Here is a 21,113-nt window from a genome sequence, read left to right on the forward strand (position 1 = left end):
CTTGCGAGACTGAATACCAAGGAGTTTGGGAAACAACAAAATTTACCGCGTCTTGAACGGCGTTTGCGGCTATAGGCGTCATTGTTCGCTAATTTTCCAGGGAAATTAGCTGACCGGATCGGCAAAACTGCCTTTATCATTGCTCTCCTTGACTGACGACTATAATAGCTAATCTGCGGTACATCATCAAAATCATGATGAATACGCATGTTAACCCCAACACGGCAGGGAAAAGAACGGTAGTCAGTGAATGGTGTTCAAGCGCCATAACAACCAATAGATTGCGGATAGCGAACAAAGCATAAAAGTTTAACGGCTCGGATGTCGGCTGGTGATATGCCTTGCGAATCGTAGGACCGAACCCCAGCACATCCACTGTTGTGAGAATAACAACCGCCCAGAGCGGATCCGAGGTGAAGTACCACAGCGGTAAAGAAGATAACGCCGTTATAAGGAATACCCAATCCGTTTTTGCGATCGTTACATCCCCGCGCTTTGCGAAAGCCAGTATGGCAATGAAGATCGTAAGAATCCCCGATACCCCGATTGGCCAAGCCCCAACGCCGCCTTGATTTTTAAGTTGCGCCAGAAAAACCACGAAGGTGGTTGTACCCCAAATCACCCAAGAAAATACATGCGGTTTGGTCGCACCTTTCAAAACGGAATATATGTAAGGAGCCGTCGCCAGAAAAGTCAACACGATGGCAACAATGCTCAATAGCTCTTTGTAAGATACGGTTTCCATTGTTTCTATTGCCTATTTACCTAACATTACCAATCACCCTGCGGCGACGAGTGATCCATTTGAAAACGCCAGACTTTGCCGCGCGGGTGCATTGGATTGTTATTCGCTCGGGTTACGCCTCGGCACCATTTAGCCTTAGGCGCATTGCCAGTGGACCAATTTTGGAGATGTCATCGACACGAGATTGTAGCGTCAGATTTCCCCTAAAGTAACTGCTCCGCAGTTGTATTTAAATCTCTGTACAAGTTAATTTTATTGAACTTCAACAATTGAGGCCGCATCGAAGCCGGTCAGCCACATATTGCGGACGATAACGAGCTTGACTTCATCATTGTTATCCTTCATCCGTTCGGCCAAGGCTTTGCGTTGCTGCTTGGTGGTGTGATGTTTGGCCAGCTCGGAACCGTCTAACGAGTCATCCATTGTTACCATTGATTAAATTGATTATGACTTTGACGATGGTATCTTTTTCTTCCGGTTTGCTTTCGGCAATCAACAAAGTAAAGGCAACCAGGGCGTTATCGGCAATGCGTTTTTCTCCGTTTGCGTTATACAGATAATCATGGCGCTGTAAAAACCAGGCAAAAATCGCCGCCGCGATGCGTTTGTTGCCATCGCTGAAAGAATGGTTTTTGACGATAAAATACAACAGATTCGCCGCTTTTTCCTCGATGCTCGGATACAGCTCTTCGCCGCCGAAGGTTTGATAAATCGTGGCCAGCGAACTTTTGAACGAGTCGTCTTTCTCGTTGCCGAACAAGCCGCTTAATTGTTCCTGTTCACGCCATAGCCGGATTTGAGCGATGGCTTCTTCATAGCCAATCGGCGTTTGCGTGGCTTTTTGCGTGCCCGCGATGACCAAGCGTTGATGGTCGTAATCATCCAGCACCGTCAAGGCGTGGCTGTATTGTTCCAGAATCGCCAAAATGCCTTGCGACTCGCTGGCTGACAAGGCTTTGTGATGCACCAGGCGCGACGATAACGCGATGGCCTGTTGCAGATCGGCCAGTTTTTCCCGGCTGTCACGTAGTTTTTGTTCGTTCAGCGCGTAACCTTGCAGTAGGTATTGCTTGAGGATAGTGTTGGCCCAGATGCGGAATTGGGTGCCTTTTTTGGAGTTGACGCGGTAGCCGACGGAAATAATCATATCCAGATTGTAATGCTCGACATCGCGGCTCACCTGGCGTTTGCCCTCTTGTTGAACTATCCGGAATTTCCGGATAGTTGCCTCGGCTTCTAATTCTTGCTCGGCCAGAATATTACGGATATGTTCATTGATGGTGCGCACATCTTTATCGAACAAGGCCGATAATTGGCGTTGGTTTAACCAAACGGTATCTTGTTCCAAGTGAACATCAATGCGAATGCTGCCGTCTTCATTTTGGTAGATGGCGATTTGTTGGGGTTGGTTTGTTGAAGTCATGCGCTGATGCTTAGGGTTGATAGCCCACATTGAGCTGCGTAGCAACGGCCAGTAGGCGGTTATCGCGTGTCCATAAGGTGGCGTTAAGCGCCAATTTTGCAGAGGCTAACAGATGCACATCGACAAAACCGATGCCCAAACCAAACAAGGTATTCGCTTCAATAAACCGGTTGATTTCCTCACCGAACGCAACCGGCGTTTGCGGCAAGTTATCCAATAGCTCCAAAAGAGTATGCCTTTGCGGTAAATTACCTAACGCGAGTTCACCCCGGACAAACGGATGACCTAAAACTTGAGCGCTTTCCAATAAAGCGACTAACGCCGGTTCTTTTTTGCGAAAGTGGTCGATCCATACCGAGGTATCCACTAATACCGGCATTGTTACAACTCGGTTTGCCGGCGCGGGATGGGCTGCAAATCAGGGGCAATACCGCCTAAGCTAGCTAGTCGCTTGGCGCTCTCGCGTTCAATCAGGGCCTTCAAGGCTTCTTTGATGAGGCTGGATTTTTCTTTTAGGTTGGTTAAGGCTTGAGCTTTTTCGAGTAATTCATCATCTAATACAACTGTCGTGCGCATAATGGCCCCCATAAAATGTCATCGAATGATGCGCTTTTTTGTGCAGTTAGGCAATTTTCACCCGCACTTCGCCGCGCATCAACTTGGGGAGCAAGGTGTCGTGGAGTTTTTCTATTTCTATGGTACGAATTTGAACAGCATTTATCAGTCTTTTTTCTTCTATACGTCTGATAATGTTAGTAAACCTATTGATACTTTCATTGTCGGGGAGCATAAAATCGGCATCATATAAGCCGTCAATTGTTATTTGCGGCTGCGCGGAACCTGATACGTAAAGTTTGAAATCCTATGTAAGTGTCCAATATTTGAGCAGCTCAAAGCATATTTCAGACTTTTTATACCTTTCAAGAGCCTAGTAAGACAGATATTGACCTTTCCTGACGCTTCACCTCGACAAGAAACCTTCCGTCGATCAAATGTGTGTTTCAATCCACGCGCCCGCACGGGGCGCGACGTACTCGATGCCCAGTTTCGTGTTCGCGTCGGGGTTTCAATCCACGCGCCCGCACGGGGCGCGACCGCTGGAGCAATCGCAGCAATTGGGATGGCAGGTTTCAATCCACGCGCCCGCACGGGGCGCGACCAGTCGACTCCTTGCGTCGATGCTCCTGTGTCGTTTCAATCCACGCGCCCGCACGGGGCGCGACAGCGTTTCCTCGTTCTCTTGACCCGTATTTGCGTTTCAATCCACGCGCCCGCACGGGGCGCGACGTATCTCCTATGTATGGATACCCATCAGTCAGGTTTCAATCCACGCGCCCGCACGGGGCGCGACGATCGCCCTGTGATCTGTGTTAACGTCAAATTGTTTCAATCCACGCGCCCGCACGGGGCGCGACCAGCGATTCGGCGCGTGTCGCAGATGTCTTGACGTTTCAATCCACGCGCCCGCACGGGGCGCGACGTAATATAACTTCTACTGCTGTCAATTACGCTAGTTTCAATCCACGCGCCCGCACGGGGCGCGACGGCTACGACTGGCACATGATCGTCGACAACTGGGTTTCAATCCACGCGCCCGCACGGGGCGCGACTTCGGCGCTTGGCCGAAAAGCACGGTATTACAGTTTCAATCCACGCGCCCGCACGGGGGGCGCCGTTTGGATTAACGCCGTTTCGGCTTTTTTGTTTCAATCCACGCGCCCGCACGGGGCGCGACGCCGTGGTGTTCATATTTACTGCGGAGGATTTAGTTTCAATCCACGCGCCCGCACGGGGCGCGACGCGAGAGGATCCGATGTATCAGGCGGTATTGGTGTTTCAATCCACGCGCCCGCACGGGGCGCGACCAATGAACCGTTGCCGAAAAACGCATTGGCCAGTTTCAATCCACGCGCCCGCACGGGGCGCGACAAAATTGGGAGCAAGCAAAAGTGGTTGGATTCGTTTCAATCCACGCGCCCGCACGGGGCGCGACTTGACGCGCTTCGTCACGGGGTCAGCGCATTTGTTTCAATCCACGCGCCCGCACGGGGCGCGACTTGATGTCGAGGTTCTTTTTGTTGCGATCTAGGTTTCAATCCACGCGCCCGCACGGGGCGCGACCGAGAGCCGCCCGGATGCCAGCGCAAATTGGATTGTTTCAATCCACGCGCCCGCACGGGGCGCGACACGATTAAAGCTATCTATCGGATGGCGGTTGAGTTTCAATCCACGCGCCCGCACGGGGCGCGACGAACTGAGCTCAGAACAAACTTATTGGATAGCAGGTTGAGTTTCAATCCACGCGCCCGCACGGGGCGCGACCTGATTGTTTTGTTCTCATACCGATACGAAAAATTCGTTGTTTCAATCCACGCGCCCGCACGGGGCGCGACATTTTTGAATCCGACGCCTCGCTATTTTCCAGGTTTCAATCCACGCGCCCGCACGGGGCGCGACCACATGAACGCTGAAAACGCCCTATTGCAATACGTTTCAATCCACGCGCCCGCACGGGGCGCGACGCCCGCTAAGATTTCGACATTGCAGGGCGGTTGTTTCAATCCACGCGCCCGCACGGGGCGCGACATGAGCGATCGGCCTCGGTGATGACCCAAAACTTGGTTGTTTCAATCCACGCGCCCGCACGGGGCGCGACTGCCCGTGCGCCTTCGTCGCTGCGGATTGTGTTGTTTCAATCCACGCGCCCGCACGGGGCGCGACCCGTAGCGCCAAATGCATTCAACCTCAATCTGGTTTCAATCCACGCGCCCGCACGGGGCGCGACTCGAAAGGCCTGGAATTCGTCAAAGACTCGGTCGTTTCAATCCACGCGCCCGCACGGGGCGCGACCCGATAAAGCAGGATTCGTCGGCGGTAGTGAGCTGTTTCAATCCACGCGCCCGCACGGGGCGCGACCGCTATTTAATCGATACAGTGCTAGAGGGCGGGTTTCAATCCACGCGCCCGCACGGGGCGCGACGATCGTTTTTGATTGGTGTGCCCTGGTGTAGCGTTTCAATCCACGCGCCCGCACGGGGCGCGACGTCAGTTCGTTTTGCGTCATTCGGCCCTCCGGGTTTCAATCCACGCGCCCGCACGGGGCGCGACTCGTTCGATAAAAGTGAGCGTCGCCGGTCACGACTCCGGGTTTCAATCCACGCGCCCGCACGGGGCGCGACTGCATTTACCCAATCGGTTGAAGTCAAAGGCTTTACGCGCTTTAAAATGCGAACCTATCGAAACAAATACGGTATTCATTATAGTCAGACGCCATGCAATAACAAGAATACAAAATAAATCAATCGATTGGGCATTTTGCGAAACCCCAAGCATTTTCATGAGTACTTGGGGTTCGCGCTACATCAATAACAGCCCATTCAAATCCAATACCTTTTTGGCTCCAACATGTTCTACCTTTCGTTCCCAATTGTTGCCCAGATAATAAAACCGCAAACTATCCTCCTCCGGGTCCATCACATTAATCAGGTCGTTTTTCAACTGCGTCCATTGAGCCATATCGACTTCGATCTCGAACACCGAGTATTGAACCCGTTGCCCGAATACTTGGCAAAGTCTCGCGATTTTCCGCAAGCGCTTGGGCCCGGTTTCGGTCTTAAAACTAACATCGTAGGTCACCAGTATCATCATCGATCTATCTCCCATTATTTCCACAAGAACGGCACGTAGCTGTCGCAATCGCCGCGCAAGAATCTCGCCAGTATTTGGGCTTGCAGCCACGGTAATAAACCAACCGGTACGGTTTCTTCAAACCAAGGATGCATCAAGGTATCTTGCTTGCGATCCTGCCAGGCGGCCAACAATGTTTTACGCGGCTCTTCCTTGAGCGTCACCGAACCATTCGGCCAGGTTTCGAAGTCATTAAGGGCAAGTTGACGTTTGTTGATCAACGACAGGACGAAGCGTTCGACCATCGGCCTGAATTCCTCGACCAAATCCAACGCCAATGACGGTCTGCCGCTACGCAATTGATGCAAAAAACCGCTGGCAGGATCGAGGCCGACCGTTTCGAGCGCGGAACGGCAATCATGGGTCAGCAGGGTATAACAAAACGACAAGAGTGCGTTGACCGGATCGGTCGGCGGCCGGCGTCTGCGTGCGTCGAATTCGAAGCCCGGTTGACGGATCAAGTGTTGAAACACGCCGAAATAAACCTGTGCCGCCTCCCCTTCCCTGCCCATCAAGGTATCAATCCCGTTACAGTCGGCCAGTTGTTGCATACATCGGCTCAAGCGTTTCTCGGCGGCTGCCAGATCGTGCGTCATATTTTGCTGCTCGGCTTGATTCCCGTAATCACGCAGATAACGTCTCAATACCGAGCGCTGATTATAAAGCTTTCCGGTCAACATCGTTCGTGCGATCGCGACGCTCTTTGCGGTATCCGCGCCGGTCAGGTGTTGGGTACGACGCAGCAAAACATTGCCGCTTACGGGCCCTTCGACTCGCGCCAGAAATTTTCCGAATTGATTTAGATAGGTAATCGTTATGCCGTTTTCCGCGCAATGCGCCATCAAATAAGGCGAAATACTGACTTGCCCGAAGCAAACCAGTCCTTGTAATTTATGGATCGGTACACGCGCTTTCAGCTCTTTATCGACTTTTAGAACCAGATTCTCGTTGTCTTTGTGTAACCAGGAATTTTGAGTTTGGATATAAATGACGTTTCTTAACGGTCGCATATTCAGTCCTGTGCAAGTTGCCGGGCCAACCAGGCCGACGCGGATTTGCCAAATATTTGCGGATGGCATTGTTCGAGCAACGAACAGTTTCGGCATTTTTTCGCTTGGTAATCGGCTTTCGGCGTTTCTTTGCTGCGGATAATTTCGCGGCAGCCCGTAATAGTCTCCAGCGTCAATTCACGTAATGTCTGATCGAAAACGACCGCATGCCGCCTGCGTACTTCGCCGTAAAACAAAGCGCCTTCCGGCACTTCGACATTTTCCATATCTTCCAGACAGAGCGCTTGGGCGCATAACTGGACTTCATCGGCCCGGTGCGCCTTGGGCCGGCCGCGTTTGTATTCGATCGGAAATGGAACTTCCGTACCGTCCGACTGCCGGTGATATTCGACCACATCGGCCACGCCTTCGATGCCCAATTCGGCATGAGACAAACGCAGCGCTCTAACGGTACGAATATCTCCGCGCGTCTCGCGGTCGGGTTGGTTGACTCGCTGATGCAACACTTGTCCCTCGGCGGTAAAGCGATTTTCGAGCCAAACGTCTTCCAATTCGATCAGCGCGAATTGCCGGGGGCAATACAAATAGTGTTGCAGGCGGGATAGGTAAATCGGTTCGAGATCGTTCATCGTCAAAATTTGCAGAAAACCATTCAGTCGCGCTCTGGAAGTCGCTCCTACAGCTTGTCGTCAAAAGCCTTCTTTTTCCTCCGGCTGCAATCCAGGAAGCGTTTCCAGCTCATAACTGCCGTCGGCATTGACCGTCAAACTGCCATGTACCTTGGCCGAAGAATATTGACCGCTTCGGCTATTATGTTGCCACCAAATCACTTTTTTGACGGCCATGGAGCCTTCGGGCCTTGCCGATGACGCATCGCCTTCGAACAGTCTCGGCAAAACCTTTTTGATCGCCTCGGCATCGTCATCGCTGAACCCGGTTTTCTCGGCCAGTTGCGGCGTGATCGCACCGTAAGCGACATAAACGGCATGGTCGACCCTGTGCTTCATGCCCATCGTATCGGCTCCTTTTTTACTACCATCGCCTTCGCTGTTGACGCTCTTGGTGATTTGCGTACTGGTAATACTGACCGGTTCGACGCTGAAAGCCGATTGGATCGTGACCGGCCCTCGAATCGGAATCGAAACGCCGGCTGCATCGCCGTCCTTACCGAACGCAAAGACTTGCCCGAAAGCGCGAACGTCAAACCATTTCGCACAGGCCATTTGCGCGGTTTGATCCTTGCTTTGCTTCTTGGGATTGAACGCATCCTTACCCAATCCGATTGGTGGTTCCGCTTCGGCCCGATTTTTCAAACTGGTCATACCGTCGGTTTTCTTTTCGTCGGATTGCACGAAAATCGAAAAGCTTTCGCTTTGCAAGCGGTCGCGGATTTTCCGTTTCAGACAAACATCGGTCATTTCGCCGTAACCGTCATAATCGGTGCGCGGCCGGTTGCCGTTGAGCGGGTCGCCGTTGGGATTGGCGTGATCGACGCTGAAAATAACGGCAAAGTCGATTTTATGGCTCAATGTGTTTCGGTCCAGTTCGCTCATTCTGAGTCTCCTTGTGCTTCAGTTTCGTTGGGTTCGTGAGTGTCTGTTTTCGTTTTGAATTTTTGCCGCTGGCAGTGATATGCCAGCAAAAATTCGCCGGAAAGCGGCGCTTTGCTTCTGAAATCTTCGCCATTAAATAAAGCGATCACGGCATCGAGCTCTTTCTGCCGGTTGGTTAAAAAGCCGGCGCGCGACACGCGCAATCGTTGAATATAGGGTTGCAAGGCCAACTCGATCGAGCGCCAAGTTTCGTAGGGACGGTCGGCGAAGCGTTGCATCAAACGAGCCGCTGTAGTCGACCGGTTTTCCCCGCCGACATTAAGAGCCACTTCTTCGATACGCTCGGCGATCGCAAGTAACCGTCCGTACAAGTAGTCTCGCGATCGATTGTTTTCTTCTAATGCCATGGCATAGTTTCTCCTTTGATTTGAGTTTGGGTGTCTGCGGTAATAGCCTTTGAAAAGCGCGCAGGCAATGGCGAGGTTTTTCTCCCACAGCCATTGTCCATCACTGGCGTAAGCGTTGCGGTTAGTCGCCTTGCGAATGCAGTTGTCGACCAAATCCCAAGGAAAGGGTTGACCGTCGACGATACAGGGCACCAAGCGCTCGATGACTTTTTTCTTGAGATTGTCGGTGACCTTCTCGCCGTAGGCGGCTTTGGCAATCGCGATAGGAACGGGCGAACTGACCGGCCAAATGACTTTGGTTTTCGGTTTTCTCCCCGTATCGTTCGGAATTTCGAGCGTATGACGTTGCGGCCACGAAAACTCGGTATGCCAGGACTCAAGCCGATTGAAAAAATCGTCCCGAAATAATTCACGGTAATAGAGGATTCCCATACGCCCGGGTGTCGCCGAATCAATGCCCATCACGACGATTTGCTCGTTGGCCGTCAATTCGGCCCGATAGCCGGCCATTTTTTTGCTCAGCTGTTGCGCATAGGATTGGCCTAAATCAATCGAATGATCGACAGTGTCGTCCGTTTGCTCAGGCGCCTCGGCCTGATCGACTTCTTCCAAATCGAAATCGCCGGTATTCAGAAAAGACCAGGTATCGGCCAACGGTTCCGGGATCGGCTTACCCGAAACCGCCCAGGCTACATAGACTTGATCGCCGTTTCGGTAGCCTTGACGGGATATGAGCCAGCGCAATGCGTTATGAGCTTTCTGCGTTGTTAAAAGTCCAACTCCGACCGACTGGCTACCATTTTTTTTAAAACTCTCTTTGGTATCAGTAAATTTTCCTAAGACTGTAAAACCATTAAAGTCATTGAATGAAATTAATTTGGCCTTGTCTCCAGTATGACGTATTTTTGCAGGATGATTAGAAGCAAGTGCAGTGAAATTTCCTGTAACAAAACATAGTCCCCCCACACCTTCATTAGCTGAAATAAATGTGTTCCAGCTATTTTGCAGGCTAATGTCTTTCCATGTGTCAGAATCTGGTTGATTTTCAATTTCAACAGACCAACAAACCAATGCAGCCCCCTGGTCTACCTGCTTTTTTTCTTTAGGTAAAACTTTAAAAATTAGGGGCATTTCATCACTGCTATCGCTTGTCCATTGGCGTAATAAATATTTTTTTTCTTGATCTAAGAATAAGATTTTGTTCTCTACCAGATCTGAAATAACTCTTCCTTTTTTTACATATTCCAAAACGGCATTTGCTTTTGGATGGCTAAATTTTGAATCACACCAGCTTTTTAAAAGCTTGTAATATTCCTCAAAAAAGCTTGGTTTGTAAGTTATGAATTCTGAATAATCTTTGGCTACATACTGCAATTTATCCGCCAAAGGGTGCGGAGGGGGTTTAGTTCCTGTTCTTCCGGCTGATTGTTCGGTAGCCGGCAACACGATCTGTGTTTTTTCCAGCACTGTTGCACGCTTGAAATTACCTTCACCATTGATAACGATATTAATATGAGCATTTTGATTCGTATGACTAATCGGCATCAAACGCTGTTCTATCGGCAAATCCAGTAATATCGCCGCTTCATAGGTTTGATAAAGCTTTTCCATCCAACTCATCTGCGATTCTCCTCATCCTCGACGGCCAGTAAATTACTGCCTATTCCGAACGGCTTGCGGCGCATCGGCCTGACGAAACGACTGACCGGACAGTTTTCCGGTCTTGGAAATTCTAAAATGCCTTTTTTCATCGTCGCGTGCCAAAATCGGCTGTGCAATTCGTCGATGCCGGTTTCGTCCGGGTAGGCGAAACTGTGGAACATCAAGCCGAATGCCAATTCGTCGATTTCATCGTAAGCACCTTCTATAGAGCCGAATTCGCACGGTTCGACGTAAGCCTGGCAATCGCGCGTGCCCAAAAAAATATCCTGCCGGCCGCCCCGTTCCAGCATACGCTGTACGATGCTGTAATGCTTGCCGTCGATTCTGTCCTTTGCCAATTCGGGCCGATGCTCGTTCCATTCGAAATGCGCTTGTACCTGATACTCAACGTCCCGTAAAAAGGTATAAATGGCCAGCGTATTGCCGCCGTTCCAAACCAATGGCTTGGTCCCTTTGGTCTGCGTTCTCAGCGGCTTGATTACTCTGACTTTATCTACGTACCAGATCAAGGTTGGTTTCCAGTAGATCGACTTGAGCACGCCCTTGATCGCTTCATAGGTCGGCAGATGATAAGAACATTTCTCGCCGCCGATGCGCGTTACCGGATCGGTAAATAAGGCGTGACGCCCCCACAATCGAAAACTGATGCTGTTTTTCACGAACACTCCTTATAAAATTATTGCCTCGGCTTTGCTGACCGGCTCGGTCGACAGGCCGAAGGCTTCACTGTAATAACGCTCGTCCAGACCGTAAATTCCTTCGCCAGGTTGAATTTCGTAAACCGCCTGCTGTTCGACCAGTCGGCGCCAGACGTTCGGAAAGACATTGACGCTGTATTGCTGAGCGCGTTGCAAACATTCACGAAACCGCCGCGCTTCAAATCGTTTGGCGATACCGCCCAACTCGACAAGTAACTGCTTTCCTTCAAGATACGGCACGATAACCGAATGCGTCGGCGCGTCGATCGCCTTGAACACATTGCCGGCGGTCATGAACGATTGCTTCAAATGCAATGCGGCACCGACTCCGACGTTGTACTTGTTCTGGCTCAATAAATTCAACAAAGAATCGTCCCTTCCCACTTGTTTGGCCGAAAGCGGATAACTCATGTCATCCGCACGGTCATAAAAGTAGTATTGAAAATAACGCCGCATCGCTTCGGGAGACAATAAGTCTTCATCTTCGATTTCGCTCAAAACGCGCTTGGTTTTTTCCTGGCCGACCTTGATATCGATCAATTGCGATATGGTTTCCCGAGCCGGATTGACAATGTGCACCGTCGCGGTCGACAAGTGTCCGTTGCGATTGCAACGCCCCGCCGCTTGCGCTATCGAGTCGAGTCCGGCCAAAAAACGAACGACGCCGGCAAAATCGATATCGACGCCCGCCTCGATCAATTGCGTGCTGATGCATAGCACCGGCAACCCGTCCGCCAAACGCTGGCGCATAAGCTTGAACAAGGCCTTTCGATGCGCGGCGCATTGGCCTGTGCTCAGGTGAAACAGGCTTTCGATATCGACGGTTTCGGCGCATTTCAAATACAAGGCCTGCGCCCAGGCTTTGGTATTGACGATGACCAGGCAATTTCCTTTTGTGTCGAGTTCGGTCAGCGCCAATTCGGCGATTTCGTCTTCGCTCCAACCTTCGGGTTTGGTCTTGTCACTGATAACGACCCGCTTGAGTTGATCGAACAAGCCGCTGATATCGGGCATCAACTCGCTGTTTTGCGGTAACGACAACTGGCCTTTGTCCGACGCCCGCAAACGATCCAGCACCGGCTGCGTGGCGGTGCACAGTACGGCGGTCATCCCGGCATGATCGGCTAAAAAGTTTAGCGCATTACAGAATAAATGCGTGCACTGAATCGGTAGGGTTTGAATTTCATCGAAAATCACGACGCTGTTCGCCAGTTGATGTAAGCGCCGAACACCGCGTGTGCCGCCGCCGAACAGAGTTTCCAAAAACTGCACCATTGTCGTTAAAACGATCGGCGCATCCCAGTTTTCTGCCGCTAATTTGCTATGCCAGGTTTGTCGTTCCGGTTCCAAATTGCTGTGTTGTTCAAGCACCCACGGATACGCATCGCTTTCCCGTTCAAGTGCGCTGCGTATCGCGGCGGCATTTTGTTCAATGATCGAAGTATATGGAATGACGTAAATGATGCGCTCCAATTTATGCTTTTGAGCGTGGTGCAAGGCATAGCGCAAACTTGCGTAGGTTTTGCCGCCGCCGGTCGGTACGGTCAGCGTATAGATGCCTTGCGGCTCGTGGGCACGGTTTTTACACACTTCGGAAATTTCGCGCCGGATTCCGTCAATCGGAGTATTGGATTCGGTCGGTTTATTCGAGAATCCTGCCAAAAACAATTCCAGACGTTCTATCGCCACTGTCAATTGCAAGTCGTTTTTGTTTCGGTAGCACGCATTACCGGGTGTTTCAAAATCGGCGCTGTCGATGCGATCGGCATCGATCAGACAGCTAAACAAAAATCGCGTCCAAAAGCCCAAATAAAATTCTCGTATCGTTGTTGACTGCTTCGAGCCGGACATCATCATTACCCTGATTTGTTCGAGCATCGCTTTTAGCAGCGGCTTGTCCATTAGTTTCTTTGCTCGTTCGAGAATTTGACTGTCGGCGTTCTCCTTGCATTCGGCCAAATGCGTTCGAACGTCGTCTTTCTGCATGCGCACATTGAAACCGTTGCTGCCGTCCGGTTTCAGGCAGTCGATCAGGCCGCTGTGATGCGAGGCAATGCAAACCGCCATAATCTGCCCGCACAAGCGGCCTTCGCCGTTATTGCCATAACGGCTCAACTCTTGCCAAATCCATTGCGCACCGGCGCTGGAGTGATCAATTTTACCTTTCAGCGCTTTGGCGTCGACGGCTTCATTGTCGATGTCAGGATCGATCAGCCCCGTGGCTGATTGCAGATAATTTTGAAACTCAGTGCTGTATTTGCCGAAATCATGCAGCAAACCGATCAATTCGCCCGCTTCCGGCAGGTTGATTTTAGTGGCCAGTTTTTTTGCAATTTCAGCAACATCGATAAGGTGCTCTTCCAAAGTTTGTATTTTCTTATCATTAGAACGGACATGTGCAACATAAAGCGTGTCTTTTATTTTCAAAATACGATCTCGATACAAAATTTTTATCTATTTCAGACGAGATATACCGTTCACTCTGGTGAAAACTCCGAAGGTTCCAAGACAAATTAAATCGGCATTCTCATTCTGCAAATGTAGAGCATGCCAACCGTTTACGCTAGACAATAAAGCCTTGCCCTTGGCAAAGTAATCGAAATGACCAAAGTAAGCCGAAAAAATTGGAACTAGAAAAAGGGGCAGGATTAATTTCCCTCACGCCGACGAAACTGCATTGCACTAAAAGCCTTGTATTTTGCCTCCGCCTGCGCTATTCGCGCGGACTCCGGCAAAACACCCGGCAATACGGCTATCGGTGGCTAAAAATCTTCACTTCGCTAACGCTCCATTGTTGAGTAGACCGCAGGCACTTCCCCCACAGACTCTCGCAGAACGGTACGTGAACCTCTCGATTCATACCGCTCCCATCAGGCAAACGCACCTATCATTCCCGCCCGCCAATGGGCAAACAAGTTTGGATGTTGATCTGCAATCTTCTCCAGAAACAGCATTGCCTTTATTTTATGCTGGCGTAGCGGCTTGAACTTTCGTCTTACCCACCTCACCAGAGTCATGTTGACGTGACGACACATACCATATAACGCAGATCGGGTATAACAACCATAATAGCCTATCCATCCCCTAATGATGGGATTCAACCATTGTGCTATTTGCCCTAAGCTCAACTCGGTACGCGTTCTGACTCGTAACTTTCTGACCTTTCCTCGCATTGACTTCAGCGCCGCTTTACTCACCGCCGGCGTAAAGTTTACAAACACACTGTTTCTTTTGCGATTCCTACACAGTCGCCGTCTGAACGTATACCCCAGAAAATCAAAGGAGGTATGCTTATAGCGCCCTTTGCGACTTCCATCTTTACAGTAAACAATCTTGGTTTTCACCGGATGAAGTTCAAGCCCACAGGACTGAAAGCGTTGTTTCAGTGCTTCCAGCATGTGTTTGGCTTCTGCCTCACTCCGGCAGTGCACCAGACCATCATCGGCATAACGACACCAGGGTGTATCCGAGTAGTGCTTTTGCAACCATTTGTCGAAGACATAGTGCAGAAACAGATTACTGAGCACCGGACTGACAACTCCACCTTGTGGCGTGCCTTTTCCCCGGCTACTCAATTCCCCATTGGGCATCTGCATCGGCACCGTCAACCAGCGCTCGATATACAATCTCACCCAAGCCGTATCGGTATGCTTATAGACCGCTTTAAGCAATAGATCATGCGGTATATTGTCGAATAATCCCTTAATATCAAACTCAAGTACCCAGTCATAGCGCCAACAACGTTCTCGCGTGACACCCACCGCATCGAGTGCTGACTTATTCGGCCTGTAGCCATACGAGTCAGGCAAAAAGTGCGGCTCAACCTGGGGTTCAAATTCCAGTTTGACGACCATCTGAGCAATACGATCACTCACGGTGGGTATACCCAAAATCCGTTCGCCACCTGCTTTCTTCGGTATGGCTACCGCTTTGACAGGCGGCGGGAAGTAACTGCCGGACGACAGCCGATTCCATAACTTGTAAAGATTGTCTTTCAGATTTCTTTCAAAATCTGCCAACGATTGCCTATCAACACCTGCAGCACCCGCATTGGCTTTCACCAATTCAAATGCACGCATCACTTGCCATTTCGAAATGACAAATGGCTTTGCCTCGCTCATATCATCCTCCTGCCTTTCAACAGTTGTGATAGCAATAAAGGCTGCCTGATGTTGCCCCTTCGCTCCTCGTTCATTACAAACGCTTCAACACTACTACGAGCAACTCCGCCCCAGTATCACGCATCGGTACTCTCATACTTATCAATTTAGTGATTTGCATTTCTCCCTTAACATCATGATGACTGGTTCCCACAGTTCCCATTGAAAGCCCGGTACAGAGTCACGCCCACTATACGCCGGACACCATCTGCACAGACTTCGGATCCGCTTGCAGACTCATCCCTGAAGTCTTGGACGCCCCAGGTTTTGATGTCGAGTCTCTGAATAACGACGCGTCAACATAGGTTCGGTTTAACTCGTCTCTCTGTACCCTACCTGCTAATTATGAATTAGCTTTTCCTCAACGCTCACTACCTGCACTCTTAATACAAGCAGCTTGAGGTGGTTTAAAGCCGGTTTCCGACAACAGACTTTGATGGACCTACCATCATCTTCCAATGAGCTTATACACATCTGATCGCTATTTCCGTATAGCGTCAGTTTGTGTGCCTGTGGCACACTCCAAGATTTTCAGCGAATGTTGTTGAAACGATTTCCCTCATTCCCATAACGCAAAGCTAAGCCGACCGCTTGAGCGCCTCGTTAAGTTTATAACGTAATTTCGGCAACTAACTCATCAATTGAAAGAATTGCTCCGCCAGCGATAGCATGACGATCTTTTGGGTGCGACGGAAAGACAGAAATTGGCGAAGAGGTGCGACATCAGTGCGCTTTAACGCTCTGCTAATGTGCGCCGTTTGAGGCATCACCATTGAGGGCTTTGTTAGCAGCTTCAGCTTTCAAGCGCTCAACCAGCCAGACCTTGATGATCAATTGCCGGGTAACACCGATACGAGCCGCTTCACGGTCCAACGAGTCTACTACCCACGAAGGAAAGTCGACATTTATGCGCTTCTGTTCCTGGTTGACACGACGCGCCGTGGATAAGTCAAGATCATCAATGATGTCTTTTTTACCTTGGTCAAATTTCTTATCAAAATCTTTAGCTTTCATATAGTTCTACCTCTCGTTTGCGGGAGCGCCTTACAGAAATAAGCCGAACTGTTCCGTTTCTATAGGTGACGACGGCTGACCAGTGTTTCGAATCAATCAGACCTATGACCAGAAAACGAGGTTCATCATCCGATCTAGCTTGGAGTTCCAGCAGGTCAGTGTCTCGCCTGAGGGCCTGGGCATCCAGAAAGTCGATTCCGTGCTTTTCCAGATTGGCTTGGCTTTTATCGTCATCTTATTCAAAGTCGCTCATGAGTATAAAATATTCTTTTTTTACTCATTTGGCAAAGAGGGGAAAACGTGGGAGTAGCTGCTATCGCCAAGCTTAGCCGGGGAGGCGCGTCAGCGCCGACGTCGTCTGGAGCTTAGTGTTGAACAAGCCCGGCCCGGTTGTATCAGCATGGATGGGATGCTTTATCCTAAAAAGAGCTTCACCAATTCGGTGAAGGTGTTTTAGACCCTTCAAGCTTCGATTTGGCTCTCATGAAGATAATTTTTTATACTTTTAATATCAATTGCTTGATGAGATATGAAAAGAGCAGAAAATGTTGGTAAACAATGCTGGTTTCATGGTAACGCCATGCACCCATAAGAGCTAACTTAGTGCTTATCCTATGCGCATTTGCCGCTTTATTAGTCATATTGGCATGGATTACCGATATCCAGGTAAGGTTAGGCATTACCATCCATGGCACTGGATTCCGCCAATCCCTGGCGGAATGACGCTTAAGTTAGCTGACCCTACGGTTGCTTTCTTTGCTCGGCAGGAACGGCCTACAGCACATATCATCTGCTGCTTTAGGTTTATAGTAGCGAGCAAAATCTAAACAACCTTGCCTTCTTTAATGAATTCGCGTTGGATCGCGGTTTCTAGTCTCTTTAGGTCGAGCTTAACGCTTTGCGCCGCCATGATTTCAACCGCGCAATAGTGCGTGACATTTAAAATGCTCGCTCCCGACAGTTCGTACCGGTTCGCTACCTGCCGCCAATCGATATCGAGATGAACCTCGAGTTGTTCGGGAATCGTTTTGCGCCAAATTTCGTAGCGCTCATCCGCACCCGGCATTGGAAAGTGAATGATCGCTTGAAAGCGCCGCACGAACGCCTCGTCGATATTGGCTCGCTGGTTTGAGGCCAGAATCACTAAGCCGTTATAGTTCTCGATCCGCTGCAACAAATAAGCGACTTCTTGATTGGCGTATTTATCGTGGGCGTCTCGTATGTCGGTGCGCTTGCCGAACAATGCGTCGGCTTCGTCGAAAAATAAGATCCAATCTTTGTTTTCGGCCTTGTCGAACAAACGCGACAGGTTCTTTTCGGTTTCGCCGATGTATTTCGATACGACGCGCGACAAGTCGATTCGAAACACGTCCTTGCCGGTCTGCTTGCCGAGCAGTGTCGCGGTCAAGGTTTTGCCTGTGCCGGGCGGTCCGTAGAATAACGCCCGATAGCCCGGCTTGATCTTTTTCTTCATGCCCCAGTCTTGCAGTAAGGTATCGTTGTATTCGATCCAATGTTCGATTTCGCGTATTTGTTTAAAGGTCGACGGCGGCAATACCAAGTCGTCCCAAGCCATTTCGGTTTCGATATATTCGGCCGGAAAGTCGATACTGAAGCGCGGTTTGCTAATCGTGCCGAGCGTCAACCATTCGACGATTTCAGGGTCGAGCACCAAGCGCCCGCTCATGATCGGCTCGCCTTCGGGTACCGGGTCGAGCCGGAGAATTTTTTGTTTCGCGAACCAATGGTCGTCGTTGAAGATTTTTTGAATTTCGAGACGTTTTTCCAGATCGTCCCCGGCCAGAATGAATTGCGCGGTTTCGCCGGTGGGAAGAATGCCTCGGTGATTAGTGCCTTTGACGCCGCCGAATTCGGGGAAATCGCCGCCTTCGGGAAGAAACTCGGAAATCAATTTATTGAAGAAATGAGGTTGGAGGTGAGGAACGATAGCGAGTAACAGTACGACAAACTCTTCCAGGCTAGGGTTGTATTTTTCTATGAATTCGGTCAGCCATGATTCACTGCTATAAAAACTCAACGACTTTATTTCAATTTCCGAGGGTTTTCTAAGGCGTGAATATAGGCAATCTTCAATAAAGGATTTTAACCAGTTAAGGGCTATTTCAAGGTTCACGATGTCAACGTTCATTGAGTCATTTCATTGAATTTTATTGAGGATAAGGACCGAAAAAAATGCCGATTTATGCTTATTCCTAAGCATCGAATCCTTACTCAGGTCAAATCATATTGGCTTGGTTAACACCAGTAGGGTTACCGTGGTACGCACAGCGTACCCTACAGGACTCGCTTCCACCGCTCCAGCGTTAGAATGCATAGCGATCTTGTCTCGGCAGCGAAGGTTTGGGTTTCCACGAAGTACCGCTCATCGTTATACATAAGTCTTGAATTACCCTTTTGCAATCTTAGCCAATGAGGCCTCGATACCATTGATTGTCGCTTAACAACACACTAGGCTTCGAAATCGCGATCTGGGGATCGCTCTAGGCTGTCGAAACGCATGCATCAAATCACATACCTTATTAATATTCAATAACTTAAAATCATTCTGGACGCAATCGTTTGACCAAAACGACAGCTTAAGCCGCTTTTATTTTGCTCATAAAGCGACTAATCAATGACTTAGCTAAAAGAAGCACACCTGAATGGCTTATAATTGTTCACTTTACAGTGATTTTATTTCCTCAGCTTGTGGATTTAAAATTATCGCTGTATGCGGTATAAATAGGTCTTATTTTAACCCATCCCCCAAATACTATGCTTCAAATGTCAAAACTACTAAACAGCCGCGATGAATGGAAAAACAAAGCGACTGAGCGCGCAGCTGAGCTTCGTGAGCTTAGAAAAACACAAAAACGTCATTTGAAAAAAATAGCGGAACTGAAACGGAATAATTGCCAGTTAGAACAGCTTGTCGAAGCAAAAAAACATTACCTTCGAGCATCAGTCAACCCTAGCAACCCAGGATATTGCTGTTGTACCCGCGAATACTTCAACGGTTATTGACATAACACAAGCTCAGCAAACGCGACTTTTATGCGTGCTTATCGTGCTTGATGCGGTGGTTTCTTTTCGTAGCGTTCCGCGCATTCTTGAATTATTTCATTCACAAACATCGCTTGAATTACCGTGGACGCCACATTTTACTTCGGTGATTAACTGGAGTTTGCGCGTTGGTTTAGGGTTACTGCGCCAAGTGTGCCCAACGTGCGAGCCTTGGATTGCGATTATTGATTACTCCATTGATATAGGGACTAAAAAAGCACTGGTCGTGCTCCGCGTAAAAACACAGTCTCTATGCCAACGCGGCAGCGCCATTCAATTGCAAGATTGTGAATGTATCGGTCTTAAGGTGCGTGAAACGGTTAATCATCAGACGGTTTGCCAGGACTTAGAGGACATTTTTGCTATCGCCGGCGTACCTCAAGCGATTGTTAAAGACTGCGACTACACGCTAGCAAAAGGTGTGCGACAGTGGTCGGCCAAACAAGAAAAACCGGTGCCCGTCATTGATGACATCGGTCACTGCATGGCCAGCGCGCTGAAAAGTCAATTTGAAAAAACAGCGGATTATAAAGCCTTTACTGCGGCACTGGGTCAAGGTGCGAAATGCCTGAGACAGACAGAATTTGCCTGTTTGACACCCCCTAAATTACGGACTAAAGGGCGTTTTCAAAGCATCAGTAAACTCGGTGAATGGGGGGCTAAAATGCTGGATGTCTTTGCCGTTAAAGGCGGCGCGAAGAAAGGCAGCGTGTTAGCTAAATTACGGACGGTGTTTCCGGGCTTTTTACGGATGAAACCCTTTATTGAGCGCTTCGCGTTGACGACTAAAATAGTCTCAGAGGTGATGGAAATCATTAAAAACAAAGGGCTTAACAAAGTCACCTACCAACAATGTTACCAATTATCAAAAACATTGCCGCGAAATTCTAAAGTCAAAACACACCTACAAGCTTGGTTAAAAAAGCATGTGCAGATTCAAGCAGAGCTGACCGAACTGCCGTTGTTAAGCAGTAGCGATATTATTGAAACGCTGTTTGGAAATTATAAATACATGCTTGAACGCAGTCCGCAAGCCGACATGAATCGCTCCGTGCTATTGATTCCTGCTTTATGTGGCAGTCGAAAAGAAGCGGTGATTGACCAGGCATTAAATAAAGCATTTCAAGTAGATCTAGCACACTGGGAGGAGAAGAATATCCCTTATACGGTAAGAAAAAAGCGCCAAGAATTTTTTAAACATAAAAGCCAAAAATCGGGGAAAATAATAACGGACTAGATCAGTCTTTCGACAGGCTAGGATCGCTCCCACAGAGCATCCGACCCTTTGATAGGGGTAGGGAAGATTTCTCTCCCCTCCCTCCGAACCGTGCATGCGGTTCTCCCGCACACGGCTCTCCAGTCGGTGGTTTCCTCATCGGGACAAGCTGGTGAGCAATGGTGTTATTAATTGGTGAACCCCATTACTCCGCGTTACCACGTCAGCCCGCAAACTCGGTTTGATTCGTTACCTTCGGCTCCCTTCAACGGCTGAGCCTCTTTAAGCCTTTTACCTGAGGTTGGCTTAATGGCCGTGACACCGAACGCTACCTCGTTTCCACCTTCCTACCCTTCTTTCCTATGGCCGGTTTTGCTAGCCGGCTTTTACCATCTTTTCCCCTCTCGGTTTAGGCTCGTGTTTGTTTTCTCTGTTTGCGCCTGGTTTCCCAGCGGTGCCACACTGTCCTCGCCTT

The 21,113-nt window shown here is 49.5% G+C and carries 17 protein-coding genes, 1 pseudogene and 1 CRISPR repeat array; of the genes and pseudogenes, 2 read left to right on the forward strand and 16 right to left on the reverse strand.

Annotated features, from left to right (window positions below):
- Positions 1-136: 136 nt before the first annotated feature.
- The 16 genes and pseudogenes from MEALZ_RS10525 to MEALZ_RS10605 form a co-directional block, all read right to left on the reverse strand.
- Positions 137-745 (reverse strand): hypothetical protein, encoded by a 609-nt coding sequence (locus MEALZ_RS10525; protein ID WP_014148624.1) that lies wholly within the window; start codon positions 743-745, stop codon positions 137-139.
- A 252-nt stretch (positions 746-997) separates the two neighbouring features.
- Positions 998-1,168: a type I restriction enzyme subunit R domain-containing protein gene (locus MEALZ_RS22685; RefSeq protein WP_162472945.1), complete on the reverse strand. Its 171-nt coding sequence runs from the start codon at positions 1,166-1,168 to the stop codon at positions 998-1,000.
- Positions 1,161-2,168, reverse strand: a complete 1,008-nt coding sequence (rhuM, locus tag MEALZ_RS10530; protein ID WP_046061527.1) for a virulence protein RhuM/Fic/DOC family protein — start codon at positions 2,166-2,168, stop codon at positions 1,161-1,163. The genes MEALZ_RS22685 and rhuM overlap by 8 nt, the downstream gene beginning before the upstream one ends.
- A gap of 10 nt (positions 2,169-2,178) precedes the next feature.
- Positions 2,179-2,547 carry a type II toxin-antitoxin system VapC family toxin gene (locus MEALZ_RS10535; protein WP_014148627.1) on the reverse strand — a complete coding sequence of 123 codons (369 nt, stop codon included), beginning with the start codon at positions 2,545-2,547 and terminating at the stop codon, positions 2,179-2,181.
- 2 nt (positions 2,548-2,549) lie between these two features.
- Entirely contained in the window at positions 2,550-2,744 is a 195-nt protein-coding gene (locus MEALZ_RS10540; RefSeq protein WP_014148628.1) for a type II toxin-antitoxin system VapB family antitoxin, read from the reverse strand.
- A 422-nt stretch (positions 2,745-3,166) separates the two neighbouring features.
- Positions 3,167-5,347: a CRISPR direct-repeat array (repeat unit 32 nt; unit sequence GTTTCAATCCACGCGCCCGCACGGGGCGCGAC).
- A gap of 178 nt (positions 5,348-5,525) precedes the next feature.
- Complete coding sequence (gene cas2, locus MEALZ_RS10550) at positions 5,526-5,816, reverse strand: CRISPR-associated endonuclease Cas2 (protein ID WP_026130023.1); 291 nt, start codon at positions 5,814-5,816, stop codon at positions 5,526-5,528.
- Positions 5,817-5,830: 14 nt separating this feature from the next.
- Positions 5,831-6,865, reverse strand: a complete 1,035-nt coding sequence (gene cas1c / locus MEALZ_RS10555; protein WP_014148631.1) for a type I-C CRISPR-associated endonuclease Cas1c — start codon at positions 6,863-6,865, stop codon at positions 5,831-5,833.
- Between the two features lie 2 nt (positions 6,866-6,867).
- The gene (gene cas4, locus MEALZ_RS10560) at positions 6,868-7,494 is read right to left on the reverse strand and encodes a CRISPR-associated protein Cas4 (protein WP_014148632.1); all 627 of its coding nucleotides are present in this window, start codon (positions 7,492-7,494) and stop codon (positions 6,868-6,870) included.
- Between the two features lie 60 nt (positions 7,495-7,554).
- Positions 7,555-8,418 carry a type I-C CRISPR-associated protein Cas7/Csd2 gene (gene cas7c / locus MEALZ_RS10565; RefSeq protein WP_014148633.1) on the reverse strand — a complete coding sequence of 288 codons (864 nt, stop codon included), beginning with the start codon at positions 8,416-8,418 and terminating at the stop codon, positions 7,555-7,557.
- Complete coding sequence (gene cas8c, locus MEALZ_RS10570; protein ID WP_014148634.1) at positions 8,415-10,445, reverse strand: type I-C CRISPR-associated protein Cas8c/Csd1; 2,031 nt, start codon at positions 10,443-10,445, stop codon at positions 8,415-8,417. Before cas8c ends, cas7c begins: the two co-directional genes overlap by 4 nt.
- Entirely contained in the window at positions 10,442-11,146 is a 705-nt protein-coding gene (gene cas5c / locus MEALZ_RS10575; RefSeq protein ID WP_046061106.1) for a type I-C CRISPR-associated protein Cas5c, read from the reverse strand. Before cas5c ends, cas8c begins: the two co-directional genes overlap by 4 nt.
- 9 nt (positions 11,147-11,155) lie before the next feature.
- A complete protein-coding gene (locus MEALZ_RS10580; RefSeq protein WP_046061528.1) occupies positions 11,156-13,612 on the reverse strand; it encodes a CRISPR-associated helicase/endonuclease Cas3 in 2,457 nt (818 codons plus the stop codon).
- A gap of 443 nt (positions 13,613-14,055) precedes the next feature.
- Positions 14,056-15,306 (reverse strand): group II intron reverse transcriptase/maturase, encoded by a 1,251-nt coding sequence (gene ltrA, locus MEALZ_RS10585; RefSeq protein WP_014148637.1) that lies wholly within the window; start codon positions 15,304-15,306, stop codon positions 14,056-14,058.
- Between the two features lie 783 nt (positions 15,307-16,089).
- Complete coding sequence (gene brnA, locus MEALZ_RS10590; protein WP_014148638.1) at positions 16,090-16,359, reverse strand: type II toxin-antitoxin system BrnA family antitoxin; 270 nt, start codon at positions 16,357-16,359, stop codon at positions 16,090-16,092.
- A pseudogene (locus MEALZ_RS23930) lies at positions 16,349-16,582 on the reverse strand (BrnT family toxin); the annotation flags it as partial. The gene brnA and the pseudogene MEALZ_RS23930, both read right to left, overlap by 11 nt.
- Before the next feature lie 600 nt (positions 16,583-17,182).
- On the reverse strand, positions 17,183-18,508 hold the full coding sequence (locus tag MEALZ_RS10605) for an ATP-binding protein (RefSeq protein WP_014148639.1): 1,326 nt from the start codon (positions 18,506-18,508) through the stop codon (positions 17,183-17,185).
- Positions 18,509-19,134: 626 nt separating this feature from the next.
- Here MEALZ_RS10605 and MEALZ_RS22690 point away from each other — a divergent pair.
- Together MEALZ_RS22690 and MEALZ_RS10610 are read left to right on the forward strand one after the other, a co-directional pair.
- On the forward strand, positions 19,135-19,383 hold the full coding sequence (locus tag MEALZ_RS22690) for a hypothetical protein (protein WP_014148640.1): 249 nt from the start codon (positions 19,135-19,137) through the stop codon (positions 19,381-19,383).
- 34 nt (positions 19,384-19,417) lie between these two features.
- Positions 19,418-20,659, forward strand: coding sequence for a hypothetical protein (locus MEALZ_RS10610; protein WP_014146701.1), 1,242 nt, complete (start codon positions 19,418-19,420; stop codon positions 20,657-20,659).
- The last annotated feature ends 454 nt before the right edge of the window (positions 20,660-21,113 follow it).

This window comes from Methylotuvimicrobium alcaliphilum 20Z, assembly GCF_000968535.2.
Classification (GTDB): Bacteria; Pseudomonadota; Gammaproteobacteria; order Methylococcales; family Methylomonadaceae; genus Methylotuvimicrobium; species Methylotuvimicrobium alcaliphilum.